Source organism: Catenulispora sp. EB89 (assembly GCF_041261445.1).
In the GTDB taxonomy this organism is placed as follows: domain Bacteria; phylum Actinomycetota; class Actinomycetes; order Streptomycetales; family Catenulisporaceae; genus Catenulispora.
Genome location: NZ_JBGCCU010000047.1, coordinates 22,748 through 38,897, shown reverse-complemented (window position 1 = coordinate 38,897; position 16,150 = coordinate 22,748). Strand labels below are relative to the sequence as shown.

The following is a 16,150-nucleotide window of genomic DNA, read 5'->3' as shown; positions in this document are numbered from 1 at the left end:
TCACAACCGGTATCTCAAAGCCGACCCACGACCGCTTCCGGATCGTTGGCCGGGGTCCGTGCGGTGGTCGACGTGCTCCCCTTTGCCTGCGGGCTCTTCGTAGCCGCTGGTGTCGGATCGATGTACGTCGGCACCGGGTCGGGCTCGGGAGCGCAGGTCTTGGCGATGAAGCCCTTGCCGTTCGGCAGTGTGCCGTCACGCAGGTACGCGATGAACGTGTCGTCCAGGCAGGTGTCGCCGTGGAAGAGGATCTCGTGGAAGCTGCCGCCGGTCTGGACCACCAGCTTCGAGCTCGGGAGCGCCTGGTGCATCGCGACAGCACCCTCATACGGTGTCGCCGGATCCTCGGTGGCCTGGAACAGGAGCACAGGCGGCAGCCCCTTGCCGGTGATGGGCAGCCGACCGGCCGGGTTGCCCTGGTAGGGCCAGAACATGCAGGCGGCGTTGTACCACATGTTGTTGTAGGTGTAGAAGGGCGCGACGGCGTTGACCGCCGCCTGGTCCTTCTGCCAGACCTGCCAGTCCCGGGGCCAGGCGTTCTCGGTGCATTGCACTGCGTTGTAGCTCGGGAAGGAGCCGTCGTCCGCGCCCGGTGCCGCGTAGCGGTTGTAGGCGATGTTCAGCGGCCGGGTGTCGTGGTTGACCAGGTACGCCGACAGCACGGTCGCCATGCGGGGCCAGCGCAGGAAGTTGTAGCCGCCGCCGTAGAAGGTGTCCTCGAACTCCGCGGGGCCGATTTTGCCGGGCGCCGGGGCGGCGTCGACCGGGTTGGACCGCAGCGCCTGCTCGACCGCGTAGTAGTTCTTGATGACGGCGTCGGCTGTGGTCCCCAGGTGATAGACGCTGTCGGCCTTGGCAGTCCATTCAGCGAAGGCCTCGAAGCGGCGCTGGTGCTCCTTGTCCTGCAGGATGTTGTGGTCGTACCAGGTGATCGTGGGGCCGACGATGCTGTCCAAGACCATGCGGCGAACCCGCGAGGGGTAGAGCTGGCCGTAGGTGGAGCCGAGCGAGGTGCCCCACGATCCGCCGTAGAACGAGATCTTCGACGTGCCCAGCGCTCGTCGGATGCTGTCCATGTCGCGCGCGTTGTCGACGGTGGTCATGTGCGGTAGCAGCCAACTCCAGTTCGCCGCGCAGTCGGCGGCGTACTTCGCGTCCTTCTCCAGCCATGCCTGCGAGGTCCCCTGCGACACCTGATAGTCCGGGCGTTCACCGTCGAAGTAGTGCGGATCGCAGACCACGTGGGGATCGCTGGCGTTGGTGCCGCGCGGATCGAATCCGATCCAGTCGTACTCGGACGCCACATCGGCCGGCATCTGCCCGGTGATGTAGGCGGGCATCCACAGCCCGCTGTCGCCGGGGCCGCCGGGGTTCAGCAGGATCGGCCCCTGCTGCTTGGCCTTGGGCGCCGTGGCCGGCAGCCGGTCCACCTTGATCTTGATCTTCTGGCCGTGCGGCCGGCTGTAGTCCAGCGGGACCTCCAGCATGGCGCATTGCAGAGCGGGCGTCGTCGGGTCGTTGCACGATGCCCAGTTCAGCGTGCCCTGGCCGCTGTCCTGGGCCGCTTCGGCCTGGAGCGTGGAGCCCGGGTCGGCCGGTGCCGCAGACGCGGGAACGGCGCATACGGCCGCGACGGCCGCTACAGCCGCGGCGGTCGCGATGACCGCGGTCTTCTTCATGTCGGTTCCTTCAATTGGTGAGGAGGCGGCGCCGTGGCGCCGTGGTGCCGCGGATGCTGCGGTTCGCGAGGGCTTCTCGATGTGGCTCAGCAACGCCCGGCGTTCATGTCCATCAACCTGGACAGCACGACGTCCCCCGATGCGTTCACACCGTCGTGCTCCCATTCGTTGGTCACCCAGGCTCGGGCGGTGCCCACCTGGTTGAGCGTGCGCAGTGACAGCTCCGTGGGGATGTACATGTCGTCGTGGTAGACGACTGCCGCAAGCGGGACCTGGTTGGCCGCCAGCCGCGCCGGGTCGTACAGCGCCGGCCACTCAGTCCAGCCGGCCAGGATCTCAGCGGCCGCGGCGAACGGTTGCAGGGCCTTGACCTCCTGGAACATCCAGGGGTAGATCATCTCGCCGGTGAACAACAGCGGTTCCGCCGCTTCGTCGAACCTCGGATGCTCGGCCATGATCCGCTCCGCGGCCCAGTCAGTCGGCCGCGATCCTTGGGCGAAGCAGGGCTCCTGCATGATGGTGAACAAGGGGTTGTCGACGAACCCGGTCTGCTGCATGACGTGGAGCAGGAAGGTGTCTGTCAGCTCACCCGTGGCGTCGAAGGCCTCGTCGAAAAGCCAATGCACCCGCTCGAATCCGTCGCTCATCCCGAACGCCAGGCCCAGGCTGCGCAGCCGGCGAGGAGTCAGCTTGCTGCCGTCCGGTAGGACCACGCGTCCGGTAGCAGCCAGGTCGGCGACTCTGCGGATCTGAGCCGCGTCTGACGGATAACGCGCGTAGTATCCGCGGTTCTTGGCCTCCACCCGCGGATAGGTGTTGCGGTACACGTCATCGGCCGTGGCTTCCAGGCCCGGAATGCCACCGGTGACATGGCAGGCTCGCAGCCCTTCCGGGGCGAGCGACAGATACGTCAGGGTGATGAATCCGCCGTAGCTCTGGCCGAGCGTCTCCCACGGCTCGTCGCCGCACAGCCGGCGACGGATCACCTCGGCGTCGCGCACGATGGCGTCTGCCCGGTGGAACGACAGGTACCGGGCCAGGTCTTTGGCGGAATCGAAGCGGCCGGCGGCAGTGGGCGTCACCGGGGTGGAGCGCCCGGTGCCACGCTGGTCGAGCAGCAACACCCGATGAGTACACAGGGCCCGCTCAAGCCAACCCGGGAAATGGCCACTGGGACGTGGCGACTTGCCGCCCGGACCACCCTGGAGGAAGACAAGCCAGGGCAGGCTCTCCCGTTTGGTGGCAAGGACCGGATCAACGACCTCGCGGGCGAACACCTCGATGGTCGCGCCCTTGGGCTCGTCGTGGTCGAGGGGAACGATGAACACGTGATCGGTGATGGCCAGACGTGGATTCATTGAAAAGGATCACCTCCGAATACCAGTGCAGATGGGCGCCCGTGGGCGGGGCGGCTTGTGGCCGCCCCGCCCACGGGCCGACAGCGGTGTCAGTACTGGGTGGATACGGTGACTCCGCTGAAATCGGTCACGGCGTACAGGCTGAGGTAGCGATAGCCGGCCGTGGTGTTGGTAACGGTGAGGTGTTGGGCGGTGCCGGAGTTGGTCGAGCTGGCGGTGTAGGTGTTGGGGTCGGCCCAGGTGTCCGGGTCGTAGTAGAGGGCTGCGTTGCCGGTGCCGCCGCTGGTGGTGGCGGTCAGCGTGGTGGTGCCGGCGGGCAGGTAGACCCACAGGTAGTCGGTGTTGCCCGCGGTCGCCGACTGGTTGGAGCGGGAACAGTTCTGGCCCATGGCCTGCGGGTTGGAGTCCGAGCAGGCCGGCAGGGTGCCGCCGCCGCTGCCGCCGTTGGCGATGATGTCGAGCCAGGAGTCGAAGTCGGCGTCGTAGGCGGTGCCGATGCTGTTGTAGACCGCGTAGCCGCCGGTGTAGTCACCGGTGCGGAAGTGGCTGAGCATCGTGTTGATGACGTCGGGGTGCTTCTCGAACATGTAGCGGACGGCGAGGTAGCCCCACGGGTAGGTGCGGGTGGTGTCGTCGATCGCGTACGTGTTCTGGAACAGCTGGCTGAGGGTGTAGGTGTGCTTGGCGGCCTCGGCGACCGCCTCGGTGTCGGTGACACCGCGGTAGCTGTACGAGACGTATTCGGCCTGGCCCTCGATCCACCAGACATCCGGCACCGTGACCTGGCTGCCGAAGTCGCCCTTCATGTCGTAGATGGACTGCTGGACGTGGGTGAACTCGTGGTTGAGGTTCCAGGCGTTGGCCGTGAAGCCGTTGGCGGACGACTCCTGGTACAGAATGGAGTAGGCGACGTTGTTGGGGTCGGTCGGCTCGCCGGTCAGCGTCTCGCCGCCGTTGTCGGTGTCGTTGCCGAAGATCGCCCACGAGTAGGTGACGTAGTCCGCCCTGCTGCCGTAGATGACCATCTTGACCTGGAAGTACTGGCCGGGGATCGGTGCGGTGGCCTTGTCGAGGTTCTTGATGTAAGGCACCTCATTGGCCAGGCTGGTACAGACGTCGCTCTGCTGCTGAGCTGTCAGCGACTCCGCCATGATGGTGAAGTTGCTGCACGGGTAGGAGATGGGCAGGGAAGCGGCGGTGAGCTGAGCGGTCAGGTTGCAGGTGCCGTAGTACGAGCACTGCGACGCTGCGTCGTACTGGCTGGTCTGGTACGCGACGTGGACCCAGAGGCTGGCCGTCGGTCCGGTGATCGACGAGGCGTTGAGCAGCCCCTTGGCCAGCGGCCGTATCTTGTTCTGCAGCGCCGTGATCCCGACCATGCGGGCCAGGTCGTTGCCGGCGTTGGAGTCCAACACGTCGTTGGCCCCGCCCAGCAGGGACCGGTGGTTCAGCGCGAAGTTGGACAGGGCGTCCGCGACACCGGGGTTGCTCGTGACCGCCGTGACGAACGCCGGGTTCCAGTTGCCGTTCCACAGCGGCGTGTAGACGTTGTTCAGCTCGTCGTCCATGGCGGGGTAGGCGTCCCACGCGCTGGTGTAGCTGTTGAGGATGCGGCTGTAGACGTTCAGGAAGTCGCCCTGGAGTCCCGAGCTGTCGGTGGTGATGACCGCCTCGCCCAGCACCTGGCCGTTGCCGGCGCTGACGTCGCTGAAGTGCCGGCTGTTGAACAGCGTCGTGAGCCCGGACTTGATGGCGTTGGCGAGAGTGGAGTCGTAGGCGGGAACGCCGGAGTTCGGCTGCGACTGGACGTAGTAGCCAGCCCGCATGAAGTACAGCAACTCATACAGACCGGTGGAGTCGTCGCCGGTGTAGGACGAGGCCGAGCTGGCCACACCGTTCGAGACTGTGACCATGTTGGTCTCGTTGAACACCGCGTTCGCATCCGAACCGCTCAGGGAGAACAGCGGATTGATGCAGGCGACCCAGTCCACGGACTCGATGTAGGAGACCAGCGCAGCGCCGCGTCGACTGGCGAAGTCGGCAGTGGTGCATGAGGTCACCGCCGCCTTCGTGGACGAGGTGGCCTTGGCTGCCGGGTGCGACGCTTTGCTCGCCGGGAGCTTCACAGGAGCTCCGCGGAGCGTTGCCGGCACGGGGGTGGAGCGATCCGCGAGTTGCTCCGACGCGGTGGCGGTGTCCGCGCCGGTCGGAGGCGGGACCTGCTTGACGACGTGCTTTGCGACCGGGGCCGGAGCCGAGGGTTGCTCGGCCGCGGAAGCAGGGTTGGCCAGCAAGCCGACGACGAGGCCTGCGGCTGCCACTCCGGCGGCCATGATTCTGGGCAGGTGTGATCGATGGCGCATGGTGCTCCCTTGGGGGGATGGGTAGCGCCTCCGGACGAGGGCGAGGCGTGATACGTAACATTGCACTGTGATAGACAGCAAGCAACGGGTTGAGATACAACACCTCGCCGCTTTCGATCACAACATCCGCGGCCGAGGTCTCCGCGACGTCACGGCCTGCCTGGATCTTGACCAGCGCGTTCGCAACGCGACCGGCCGCGGCGGCCAGCATCGAGCCGGGGCGCGCGGTCCCGGCGAGCGCCCCACGTCCTGCGCCGGGACGGCGAGCAGAGCCGCAGAATCACCGAAGCCGGCACGGTCACCCGTGCCGGCCAAGCGATGGCTAGGTGGCTACTACGATCGCGACGTCTTGTACGTCCGCAGCGACCAAGCCTGGAAGTGCGGCGACTGAGCGATGAGCTCCCGGTAAGCCGCCTGAGTCGCCGCGAACAGCGCTTCCGCCAACGCGTCGGGCACGCTGTCCCGGCGCCAGGCCAGAGCGTATCGGCACCACAGCGGAGTACCGGTCAGCGCCTTGACGACCAACCCGGCCGCCGCCGGGAAGGTCGCCTGCACCGGCGATATCCCGAGTCCGGCGGCGATCATCCCCTGCAACTGCCTCTGGTCTCCGAGGAACTCGTGGACCTTCATGGGCTTGAAACCAGCCGCTTCACAAGCCGCATAGAAGACTCCCGGCCAACCCGCTCCGTCATCCGGGGTGAGGAACCACGCCTCATCCGCCAAGTCGGCCAGCTCGACCTGCAGGCTCTGCCGGTGCCTGTGGCGAGCCGGCAGCGCCACGAACGTGGGCTCGGTGGCGATGCCCCGATGAGCCACCGCCCGGGAATGCCGCAGTTCCAATCCCGGGTAGTCCGCGGCGATCGCCGCGTCCAGCTCGCCGGACTCCAGCTGCTCGACGATCTCCGAAGAGGCATAAACGCTGTTCACGGTCAGCGCCACATCCGGCATCTGCTCACTGACCCTGGCGACCATCCCCGCCAACACCGGCGAATTGGTCGCGGCCAGCCTCAACACCCGAGTCGAAGAGGGGTCCTCCTCAGGCATCCTCCTTATCGCATCCGCCCGAGCCACGACATCGCGGGCTCGCGCCAAGATCTCCAGCCCGTACCCAGTCGGCTTCACACCGGCCGGGCTTCGTTCGAAGACGGCCCGCCCGAAGAACTGCTCTATGCGAGACAGTTGAGCGCTGAGCGCCTGCTGGGAATAGCCGAGCACCGCACCGGCCCGGGCGACGCTCCCGGCATCGGCGATGGCACACAACACCCGCAGATGACGAAGCTCCAGATCCACTGGCACACCCCTTTTCCTCACTCGCAGGGAAGAGCATCCGACAGTAGGCGTGCGATTCGAACAGCCGTATCGAGAGCAGTCTTCAGGGTCCCACGACGACGCGGCCACGCCGACGGACCGCCGAGCACGCTGGCGGCAAGGCGCAATTTCGCGCATCGACCCCGAATGGAGGGGCTGCGGACTCCTAATCTGCGGGTTCGGGGGTCAGGTCCCTGGCGGCACCAGGGCGATACAAGGCAGCACCGGTGGCGATGAGGGCGCTCGCCAGGATCGTCGCGCCGATCGGACTGCGACAGGACGTTGAGCCCGCGGTCGATCGTGGGTCGGCACGCCATGAGGTGTGCCACTGACTCGCTATTCGGTGTCGGTGGGGTGTTCGCGGAGCCATCGCAGGATGGCGAGGAGTGCTTCGGTTTGGCACTGCTGGAGGGCTCGAGCGTGTGGGCCGTCGACGACGAACTCGTACGGCGGCGATGTAGTTGTGGGAGACCGTGATTCGGCCGGCGCCCGAGGCGCTGAGCGCCATTCCGGGCCGGATGTACGAGGCGTGGAACCGGGGAGACGTCGCCGGGTTCTTCGCCGGGTTCTTCGCCGACTTCGCCGACGACGTTCTGTTCGCGGAGCTCGAGGGGCATCCTCATGCCGGGCGAGAAGGAACCGCCGTCGACGCGCTACTCCATGCAGCTTTTCGTCGCGGTGTGGCGGGACGATCGCTGGGTGGTCGTGGCTCTGGAAAACGCACGTCTGCTCCCTGCCCGCCGGCTGACGCGAACCTGATCGCGGTTCCGCTCAGGAACGTCGGGCCGAGTCAGCCCTCAGCGCTCTGCCGATGCGTCGTGGCAGAAGCCTGGGACGGTCGAGCGACCCGGAAGCGACCCGGAAGTGACCGGCTCGCACGAGAGTGGTTCCGTCAGCTTCGGGTGAGACTGAGCTGAACCGTCCTGGGCTTGACCGAAACGTCACGGCACGTAGCGTTCGGCCTGGCCTGAAATGGCTTGAGGAGGATTCCTTTGAAGAAACCCCGCTTTGTAGCCGCCATCGCGAGCGTACTGCTCGCCGTCGGCATCGGGATTGCAACGACAACCCCGGCCTCTGCTTCCAGCACCGCACCCACGGCCAGTGGTCTCAAGCTCAGCGCACAGTCCGTCGCCGGACCCGCCCTGACCGGAAACGGCGTCAGCGGATTCTCCTTCAGGCCCAATTCCAACCCCTATGGGTTGGAGCTCAGAAACGCCTGGAACGCGTGCATCGGATTCCAGAACGGGGATGTCGGCGATGGCACACAAGCGCGCCAGGAGCCGTGTGACGGCCAACCCGACCAAGCCTTTCGGGAGTCCATTGTGGTCGGACCGGACGGCAATGAGCATACAATGTGGGTGAACTCCAAGGCTGGCAACAGGTGTCTCGATATCGCATACGGGGCCGATGTCGATGGTGCATACGTGATGCTGTGGGACTGCGACCCCAGCCACCTCTCCCAGCTCTGGAGCTGGAACGGCGCCCAAATCGGTTCCGGTTGGAACCTGACGAGCTACTGGATTGGTAAATGCCTTGGAATCGACGGCGGCAGCAACGGGGCAGGCTTGCCCGCAATCATCTGGGACTGCAACTCCAACAATGACCAGCTTTGGCACTTGACCTAGCCTCGAAAGTGGCTTGGTGGCCGCGGCTTCAGCCGGCCACCGAGCCACTTTGCTTTACCTCCCCGCGCAGAAAACCTCAACAGTTCTTGCCCTGCCCAAAAAACGGGCCGGCTCATCAGTTCTCTGAACACGAGGTCATAAACGTCGTTGTCATGCCTCGCTGGAGGCGGCGGATCTCAGGGCGGCAAGGCGGGGCATCAGTTCCAGGGCAGTGCCGCTGAGAACCGCGGTGCGCTCAGCGTCGGTGAGTTCCTCGCTGTGCTCGATCTGCCGGCGGCAGTCCACGGCCATGTCGTGGCGCAAGTAGGGGTAGTCGGTTCCGAAGACGACATGGTCGATACCGACGACCGAGCGCAGGTGGCGCAGCACCGGGTCGGTCCAGGACAACGCCGTGTCCCAGTACAGTCGCCGGAACGTGTCGGCCGCGCTGGCACGCTCGGCGCCGCCGGGGATGACGTCCATCGCGTCGACGATGCCGAACCGTCCGGCCAGATACGGCACTGTGCCGCCGGCGTGGGAGATGACGTACTTGACGTCCGGGGTGCGCGCGAAGGTGTTGCTGTAGTGCATGTGCGCGACCGCCCGGGTGGTGTCCGCGGTGAAGTCGATCAGCGAGTCGGGCAGGCCGAGGGCGTGCGCGGCTGGGTCGGGTGAGGCGTTCGGGTGGATGAAGACCACCGCCGCGCGGCGTTGCAGCTCCTGGAACAGCGGGTCGAAGCGCGGGTCGCCGAGGTAGACGCCGCGCGCGTTGCTGAACAGCACGACGCCGTCCAGGTGCAGTTCGTCGAGTGCGTAGTCGAGTTCGGTGAGAGCGCCGTCGACGTCGGGCAGCGGCAGGGCGGCGAAGGCGGCGAACCGGTCGGGGTGGTCCCGGATTTGCTGCGCGGCCAGTTCGTTGCAGCGCCGGGCCAGGGTGCGGGCCGCGGCGTCGTCGCCGGTGTGGACGCCCGGGGTGCTGATCGAGGTGACCGCGACGTCGATGCCGGCCTCGTCGAGGAAGTCCAGGGCACCGGTCAGCGACCAGGGTGGCGGTGCGATGCCGCCGACCGGGTTGTCGCCTTCGTTGGTGGCCTGCCAGAAGAAGTCCGGCAGCATGTGGTGGTGGATGTCGACCGTGAATGTCACGCGGTGTCTCCCAGTGTCTTGAGGCGCATGGCGAACTGCTCCTCGATCTGTCCTGGTCCGGCGCTGCCTGGGCGGTCAGGATTTTCCGGCGGCCATCGCGTGGGCGATGACGTTCTCGTTGCCGGTCGCCCATTGGATGGTGAACGTCAGCCCGGCGATACGCCAGCCGTCGGGGGTGCGCTTGAGCTGGTAGTCATGGCGGCCGCCGACAGTCCAGACGGGTCCTCCTGAGGCGTTGGCGAACACGTGGGTGCCCTGCATGTTGGCTCCGCAGGTTGCCGTGTCGCCGTCGAGGTTGATCACGTGTGAGGTGATCAGGTGGTGGACCGCGTTGAGATTCTGAAGGGTCTGGCGCCATCCGTCGACGAACTCGGCGGCGCTGACGCTTACGGGCTCGCCACCGGTCAGTGAGGTCCGGTCGTTGTAGACCGTGTCGGTGAACAGCTGCTCCAGCGTGTCCCAGTCGCGCGCGTCGAGCAGCAGCGCGAGGCGCCCGATCAGGTCGAGGATGGCGAGGCGGTCCCCGACTTCGGTGGTGGCGGCTGAGGTGCTCGTGGTCATGTTTGCTCCTATGCCTTGCCGTTCTGTGAAACACATCGAGCGTTCCGGACGATCCAGTGATTGCGCATCGCCAGAACCGAGTGAGTTCTCGCCGGCTGCCCCCACGATCGGCGCGAGGGACAGCCGACGAGCGTTGGTGACGGCTGCTAAGGAGTGGCGTCGCCGGCGAACAACGCTGCGAAGTCGATCGTCCCGGCCTGCAGTTTCGCGTCGTGCGGTGCGTTGCCGCCGCCGTCGGTGATGTAGATCGTACGTCCGCGGATCGCGGTGTCGGTGGGCGAGTCCAGGCCGTCGGCGGCGGTCAGGACGACCTTCGACCTCCCATCCGGGTAGACCACGGCGACTTCGTCCTGGCCGTTGAGGGCGACGAACGCCACGTCGGAGATGTCGGACAGGAACTTGAAGTCGTCGATCCCCGCCAGGCCGCCGGTGACCACCTTGATCGGCCCGGGGGCGCCGGTGGCCGTGACGGGTATCCGGAGCAGGGTCTGCCGGTCGGTGTTGGAAGCCCACACCGCGCCGTCGTGATAGGTGACGCCGTTGACCCCGAAGTGTCCCGGCCCCGACACGGCGGGGGCGAGGGCGGGATCGGTGAGCCAGGCCGTCACCGGACCACCGGAGGTGGGAACGGTCCAGATCGTCCCGGTCAGGCTGTCGGCCGCGTACAGGTTCCGGCCGGCCGCGTCGATCGTCAGCCCGTTGAGGAACTGGCCGGCCGGCAGTGCGCCGAAGCGTTCGGGGGTGCCGCCGGGAGGCAGCCGCCAGATGCCGGAGCGCGTCGGGTCCTGGGAAAGGACGTTGTAGTAGACGGTGCCGTGGCAATCGCGGACGTTGCCGCCGATCGCTTCCCCGGGCAGCCCGGTGACCAGGACTGTGCTCTGTCCGGTCGGGGTCGTGTGGAGCAACTCGGGCGGCTGGCCGGTGAGGAAGCCGAGCAGGGAGACGGTCAGCGAGCCGTCCGGGTTGATAGTGACGTTCTCCGGCTGTCCGCCTGCGGCATAGTCGAACGTCGTCACGGTCTTCACGTTCGTGATGACCGGGCTTGTGGCACCGGACCCAGTGGTGGCCCCGAGCGCGGACGGAGTGCCGAAGGCGACGGCCGCCGGCACGGCGAGCAGCGCCGCCGCAACCCGGACGCCAAGACTTCTGCTGTTCATCGACGTGGTCCCCTCGTCAGTACTGGACTTGCCGGTCACTGGAGGCCAAAGGCGTAGAGCTTGTTGTTGTTGAGCACCGGTGTGCTGGAGCCGAGGCAGAAGACACCGCAGTAGCCTGAACCCCAGTAGACGAAGCCGTTGGAGATCGCCGCTCCCCCGCTCACCGATCCGCCGCTGGCGAAGCTCCACAAGATCCTGCCGGACGCGGCGTCGAGGGCGTACATGTCGGTGCCGGTGGCGTCGAGCGATCCGGCGTAGACGACGCCGTTGGCGGCGTTGGTGAAGGAGACATCGGCCGCGCCGGTGGGATCAGGGGTCTGCCAGAGGATCTTCCCGGTGCCCGGGTCCAGTGCCGTCCACGATCCGGCGGTGGCCGTCTGGCCGGCGTAGGGCCCGGATCCGCCGAGGATGTAGGCCGTGTGGGCCACGTCAGCGAAGGGGACGTAAACGCGCTTGCCGTCGGTGGCCGTGCCCCATTCGATCCCGGTGCCGGGACCGACCGGGGTCTGCCAGGCGACCTTGCCGGTGGCGGGGTCGACGGCCCAGAAGATGCCGCTCTTCTGGCCGATGCCCAGCAACTGCTCGGGCCGGCCGGTTTTCGGGTTCGTGGTGGTGAACAGGTTCGGGCCGGCGCCGAAGTCGTAGTCCGGACCGCTCGGCTGGGGAATGGTCCACAGGTCGGCGCTCAGCGTGTGGTCGGCCCAGGCCACTGAGCCGTCACTGAGATGGAGGGCGAGGATCGAGTCGAGGTAGTCGTTCGCGGCCGCCGGGGTACAACCGGTCTGGCCCTGCACCGAGCAGACGCCCGCCGGGACGTTGTAGTTGTTGCCGGTGCCGGTGTACAGCAGCCCGCGGACCGGGTCGATCACGGGACTGGAGTCCCACACGGCGTTGCCGGTGTAGCCGCCGGGCAGGTTGGAGTCGCTGGTGCCGTTGTTCGACGGCACGGTGTACATCTTCCAGCGCGTCCGGCCGGTCGCCGCGTCGATCGCCGCGATCGCCCCGCGGAAGGTGCTGGTGGTGGTGGCCTCGCCCTTCGAGGAGACGCCCTGGTAGATGACACCGTTGTAGACAGTCGGGGATCCGGTGATCCCGGCGTCGGGATCGGTGTCCACCTGGGTAGACCAGATCAGATCACCGGTGAAACGGTTCACCGCGATCTCCTTGGCCCCATCCGTGCCTGACTTGAGGAGCCAGCCATCACCAAGAATGAGCTCGTCGCCGTATACGGCCGGGCTGGTGCGGGACACGTCGCCGGCGACGCCGGTGTAGCTGGAGATGTCCCGCGACCACAGGACGGTCCCGCTGCCCGCGGCGATCGCCCAGAGCTTGCCGCCGTAGTCGGGGACGTAGACGACTCCGTCCGCGACCGTGGGGGTCGCGGACACGGCGCCGGCCGTGGTCAGCGTCCAGCGCGGAGTCAGGGTATTGACGTTGGCCGGCGAGATCGTGCGCTCGAAGGGTTGGCTGTGCGTGTCGAAGATGTTCTGACCCGCCGACGGCCACGCGCCCGGCGCCCCGCTGGCGGCCCCGCCGGTGTTCGCAGCGGCCCCCGCGACGGACACCGCGAACAGGCCGGCGACCACCGCGGTCAGGGTTGCGCCCCGGGCGGTGCCACTGCCTGCCGAACGGGATCTGCGTATCAACATACTGCTCCTCGACTATCGAAGTAGAGCAAAGCACTGATGTACAAAGAGTCACCGCCGGCACGGTGATGGGTCATCACTGGATTCGGGTGATTCGGCCGCCGAGTGGGCCCACAGGCCTAGGGCACCCTGACACTCGCGGCAGGGGGTCTCGTCCTGCTCCTGCTGGCCGGCCTCGGTGAGCCTGACCTTGCGCGCGATACCCCCTCGGCTTCCGGGATCCGCTCGATCAGGTGATGGAGGGGTGGCGGCGCGAGCGGTCGCAGATCCAGGCCGCGCCTGCTTGGTGTTGCTTCCTCAGGTCGGGGTGGCCACGACGGAAGTGCCGTCAGCGAGAAAGGCGGTGATCTGCTCCTGGTGGTGTGCGGTGCGGAGTGAGCCTTCGGATCTCGAGCAGGTCAAGGCCGAGTGCCTCCATCTCGGCCAGCACGCCGTATAGCGCCGACTGGTCCAACAGGCCGGTCAGTACGGTGTGCGTGCCGCGATGGCGTGCTGCCAGTTTCGGAAACGCCGCCAGCATGGTGGGGCCGAGGTGCCCCTTGATTCGGATCAGGTAGGGGGCGGGCGTCGGGTCCATGGCACCACGATCGCGGGCGGGCAGGTTACCCCGCACCACTGGAATCCAGTGACTCTGCCGGTCGAGACAGCTAGCGGGTGTGGCGCGCGGCCAGCAGCCGCAGTTCCCGGGCGCGTCGCACGGCCGAGGACCGGTCGCGGACCTGGAGCTTGGCGTAGATGCTGCGCAGGTGGGTGTTGACGGTGTGCAGCGAGACGGACAGTTCGCCGGCGATCTCGGGGCGGGACAGGTTCGTCGGCAGGTACCGCAGCACCCTGAGTTCGGTCGGCGTGATGTCCTCCATCGGCGGCGATGGGGGTTGCTCTTTGGCCGGCAGGGATGAGCCGCGCAAGATGTCCAGGATGTCGGTGACCAGCGCGCGGTGCGCTGTCTGGTGCCCGGGGATTTCCGCCAGCAGTTCCCGGGAGCCGGTCATCGCGAACGGCAGGACCAGCCTGTCGGACTCCGCCAGTGCCAGGGCTTGTTCTGCCGCGTGGTGTGCAGCGCGCTGGTCGCCGAGCTCGCGGTGGGCGAGTCCGGCGAGCAGGTACGCCTCGACGAGCGTGGCGTAACCGAGGACCGGTGCCGTGCCGTCTAGGACGTCGTGCACCGCGTCCAGGGCTCCGGCAGGATCGCCTTCGGCGAGGCAAATCGCCGCGACGGCGTTACGGATCTCGCCGGAGCCGGCCCGCTCATCGTTAAGTGCCGCGAGGGCGGCGCGGGCTTCGCCGGTGAGCCCGAGGCGGGCCAGCGTGGAGAGCCGCCAGCCGGTCATCTGGCTCGCTAGGGCCTGCGATCCTTCCAGTTGCGATGCCAGGTGTTGGGCCGTGCCGAACTCTTCGAGCGCCTCGGGGAGGCGTCCGCGGCCGGCGTGCAGCATCCCGGCTGTCTGGTGCAGCAGTAGCCTGATGTCCGGGCCGGTGTCTGTTTGCAGAGCCTGTTCAGTGCGCAGCAACCACTGCTCGCCCTCGTCGAACTCCCCCAGCAGCACCATCGTGCCGGCGAGCGTCATCGTCGCGGGCGCGACCACCGGTTCGGCGCCCCAGCCGTACCGGTCGGCGAGCTCGATCGCCTCGCGGCAGCGCTGTTGGGTGGTGGCGAACGAGTCGCTCTTCGGCAGATCGGCACCGTGGAAGATGTAGGCGAAGCTGAGCTGGGCCAGGCAGCCGACTTCCAGGTACGGCCGGCTGATCTCCCGGGCCAGGGCCGCGCCCTCCTTCAGGTGGCGTACGGCGTCCGGCAGTCCCAGAGACCATGCCTCGGCGGTCCCCAGGTTCATCAGCGCGACCGCGCGCAGGTCGCCGTCCAGGGCGATGTCCTGGTCGGACTGCCCGGATACCGGGGCGTCGAGGAATTTGACCTGCTCGATGACGCCGTCCAGATGGCCTCGCCGTCTGGCCAACGACAGCTGCAACGACGCGATCGCCACCCCGAGGCGCCGCTGACGCTCAGGTGATGTTGTTTCGGCATACGCCTCGGCAACCGCCAGGTGCGCGGCCGCCTCGTCCAGGCGCCCCTGGACCAGGTCGCCCATCGCACGGACCAGGGCCAGCTCGGGGAAATCCCCTCCCGGCGGGAAGGCCCGCAGCAGCGCCTGCATGGTCTGCGCCTGCCCGTCCAGGGTCAGGCTGAACGCGTGGTCAGCCAGCAGCCGGGCCGCGTCGGCCCAGTCGCCGGCTGCCTGCGTGTGCCGGACGGCGTCGGCCACCTGACCGTGCAAGGTGAACCATCCGGCGGCGCGCCGGTGCAGCGCCGGCACTTCTTCAGGCAGCGTCCGGCGCAGCTCCAGCCGCAGCAGGTCCGCGAACAGGTGGTGGTAGCGGAACCAGGTGCGCTCGCCGTCGAGCGATCCGACGAACGCGTTCGCGTCCTCAAGCCCCAGCAGGATCTGCTCCGAGCCCGGGCGGCCGGTCAGCAGGTCGGCCAGCTCCCCGTTGACCCGGTCCAGCAGGGAGGTGCGAAGCAGCAGGTCCTGGACGTCGGGCGGCTGGCGTTCGAGCATCTCGTCGATCAGATACTCGGCGACCGTGCGGTCGCTGCCCGAGAACTCTGCGACGAACCGCTCGGGGTCGGGGTGCCCGGCCAGGGAGAGCGCCGCAAGCCCCAGGCCCGCAGCCCACCCCTCGGTCCGCTGGTACAGCCGCGCCGCTCCAGAATCGGAGAGGGCGATACCTGAGGCGGCGAGCAGTTCGCGGGTCTCACGCTCGGAGAAGCGCAGGTCCGTCGCGCGGATCTCGGCGAGTTCGCCGGTCAGGCGCAGCTTGTGCAGCCGCAGCCGGACATCGTGACGCATGGCCAGGATCGCGTGCGCGTGCGGAGGCAGGGCGGTCAGCAGCCTGATGAGCTGAGCGGGTGCCTCCGGCGCGCGCAGCTCATGGAGATCGTCGATGACTAGCGTGACCTCGCCGGGAACGTCGGCGAGCTCTGCCAGCACCCGGTCGACCATGGCCGGCGCGTTGAAGTCGGGCGTCGCCGCCGGTGCCGCGCCATCGCCGTCGTCCACGCCGGTGATCTGGCGGACCGCGCGGAGTAGATCCAGCCAGAACTGCTGGGTGTCCTGCTGGCCGCGGGGCACCTGCACGAGCGCGAACCGACGTGGCTGACCCGGCCGGTCGGCCCAAGCGCGCAGCAAAGAGGTCTTCCCGCTGCCGGCCGGAGCCGAGATGACCGTCACTTTGGCCACCGCCGCACGATCCAGGGCAGCGACGAGGTCATCCCGGTCGATCAGCCGGGGAGCTGCTGGAGCCGCCGTCAAAGGCCCGCCTTGATTGT

At 67.6% G+C, this 16,150-nt stretch carries 12 protein-coding genes; 2 read left to right on the top strand and 10 right to left on the bottom strand.

Translation table 11 applies throughout. The annotated features are described in order from the left end of the window. Positions 1-14 precede the first annotated feature (14 nt). The 4 genes from ABH920_RS48760 to ABH920_RS48745 form a co-directional block, all read right to left on the bottom strand. Positions 15-1,679 carry an alpha/beta hydrolase gene (locus ABH920_RS48760; RefSeq protein WP_370356486.1) on the bottom strand — a complete coding sequence of 555 codons (1,665 nt, stop codon included), beginning with the start codon at positions 1,677-1,679 and terminating at the stop codon, positions 15-17. Positions 1,680-1,765: 86 nt separating this feature from the next. Next, the gene (locus tag ABH920_RS48755; protein ID WP_370356484.1) at positions 1,766-3,037 is read right to left on the bottom strand and encodes an alpha/beta fold hydrolase; all 1,272 of its coding nucleotides are present in this window, start codon (positions 3,035-3,037) and stop codon (positions 1,766-1,768) included. Positions 3,038-3,126: 89 nt separating this feature from the next. Continuing rightward, the gene (locus ABH920_RS48750) at positions 3,127-5,400 is read right to left on the bottom strand and encodes a collagenase (protein WP_370356482.1); all 2,274 of its coding nucleotides are present in this window, start codon (positions 5,398-5,400) and stop codon (positions 3,127-3,129) included. Between the two features lie 333 nt (positions 5,401-5,733). Next, complete coding sequence (locus ABH920_RS48745; RefSeq protein WP_370356508.1) at positions 5,734-6,690, bottom strand: LysR family transcriptional regulator; 957 nt, start codon at positions 6,688-6,690, stop codon at positions 5,734-5,736. Positions 6,691-7,329: 639 nt separating this feature from the next. Here ABH920_RS48745 and ABH920_RS48740 point away from each other — a divergent pair. Together ABH920_RS48740 and ABH920_RS48735 are read left to right on the top strand one after the other, a co-directional pair. Continuing rightward, positions 7,330-7,467 (top strand): hypothetical protein, encoded by a 138-nt coding sequence (locus ABH920_RS48740; protein ID WP_370356480.1) that lies wholly within the window; start codon positions 7,330-7,332, stop codon positions 7,465-7,467. 233 nt (positions 7,468-7,700) lie between these two features. Further along, a complete protein-coding gene (locus ABH920_RS48735) occupies positions 7,701-8,333 on the top strand; it encodes an RICIN domain-containing protein (RefSeq protein WP_370356478.1) in 633 nt (210 codons plus the stop codon). Positions 8,334-8,483: 150 nt separating this feature from the next. On the opposite strand, the gene ABH920_RS48730 is transcribed toward ABH920_RS48735, so the two are convergent. The 6 genes from ABH920_RS48730 to ABH920_RS48705 all read right to left on the bottom strand — a co-directional run bounded on the left by ABH920_RS48730 (position 8,484) and on the right by ABH920_RS48705 (position 16,061). Beyond that, on the bottom strand, positions 8,484-9,458 hold the full coding sequence (locus tag ABH920_RS48730) for an amidohydrolase family protein (RefSeq protein WP_370356476.1): 975 nt from the start codon (positions 9,456-9,458) through the stop codon (positions 8,484-8,486). A 75-nt stretch (positions 9,459-9,533) separates the two neighbouring features. Continuing rightward, complete coding sequence (locus ABH920_RS48725) at positions 9,534-10,019, bottom strand: nuclear transport factor 2 family protein (RefSeq protein WP_370356474.1); 486 nt, start codon at positions 10,017-10,019, stop codon at positions 9,534-9,536. A 146-nt stretch (positions 10,020-10,165) separates the two neighbouring features. Continuing rightward, the gene (locus ABH920_RS48720) at positions 10,166-11,176 is read right to left on the bottom strand and encodes a hypothetical protein (RefSeq protein ID WP_370356472.1); all 1,011 of its coding nucleotides are present in this window, start codon (positions 11,174-11,176) and stop codon (positions 10,166-10,168) included. Between the two features lie 35 nt (positions 11,177-11,211). Continuing rightward, positions 11,212-12,825 carry a PQQ-binding-like beta-propeller repeat protein gene (locus ABH920_RS48715; protein ID WP_370356470.1) on the bottom strand — a complete coding sequence of 538 codons (1,614 nt, stop codon included), beginning with the start codon at positions 12,823-12,825 and terminating at the stop codon, positions 11,212-11,214. A gap of 325 nt (positions 12,826-13,150) precedes the next feature. Further along, positions 13,151-13,399, bottom strand: a complete 249-nt coding sequence (locus tag ABH920_RS48710; protein WP_370356468.1) for a hypothetical protein — start codon at positions 13,397-13,399, stop codon at positions 13,151-13,153. A gap of 70 nt (positions 13,400-13,469) precedes the next feature. Continuing rightward, positions 13,470-16,061 (bottom strand): LuxR C-terminal-related transcriptional regulator, encoded by a 2,592-nt coding sequence (locus ABH920_RS48705; protein ID WP_370356466.1) that lies wholly within the window; start codon positions 16,059-16,061, stop codon positions 13,470-13,472. Positions 16,062-16,150 lie beyond the last annotated feature (89 nt).

Bases quoted from the DNA above. Each gene is read 5' to 3' on its own strand.
- ABH920_RS48760 (WP_370356486.1), bottom strand. From the start codon at position 1,679: ATGAAGAAGACCGCGGTCATCGCGACCGCCGCGGCTGTAGCGGCCGTC.
- ABH920_RS48755 (WP_370356484.1), bottom strand. From the start codon at position 3,037: ATGAATCCACGTCTGGCCATCACCGATCACGTGTTCATCGTTCCCCTC.
- ABH920_RS48750 (WP_370356482.1), bottom strand. From the start codon at position 5,400: ATGCGCCATCGATCACACCTGCCCAGAATCATGGCCGCCGGAGTGGCA.
- ABH920_RS48740 (WP_370356480.1), top strand. From the start codon at position 7,330: ATGCCGGGCGAGAAGGAACCGCCGTCGACGCGCTACTCCATGCAGCTT.
- ABH920_RS48725 (WP_370356474.1), bottom strand. From the start codon at position 10,019: ATGACCACGAGCACCTCAGCCGCCACCACCGAAGTCGGGGACCGCCTC.
- ABH920_RS48720 (WP_370356472.1), bottom strand. From the start codon at position 11,176: ATGAACAGCAGAAGTCTTGGCGTCCGGGTTGCGGCGGCGCTGCTCGCC.
- ABH920_RS48715 (WP_370356470.1), bottom strand. From the start codon at position 12,825: ATGTTGATACGCAGATCCCGTTCGGCAGGCAGTGGCACCGCCCGGGGC.
- ABH920_RS48710 (WP_370356468.1), bottom strand. From the start codon at position 13,399: ATGGACCCGACGCCCGCCCCCTACCTGATCCGAATCAAGGGGCACCTC.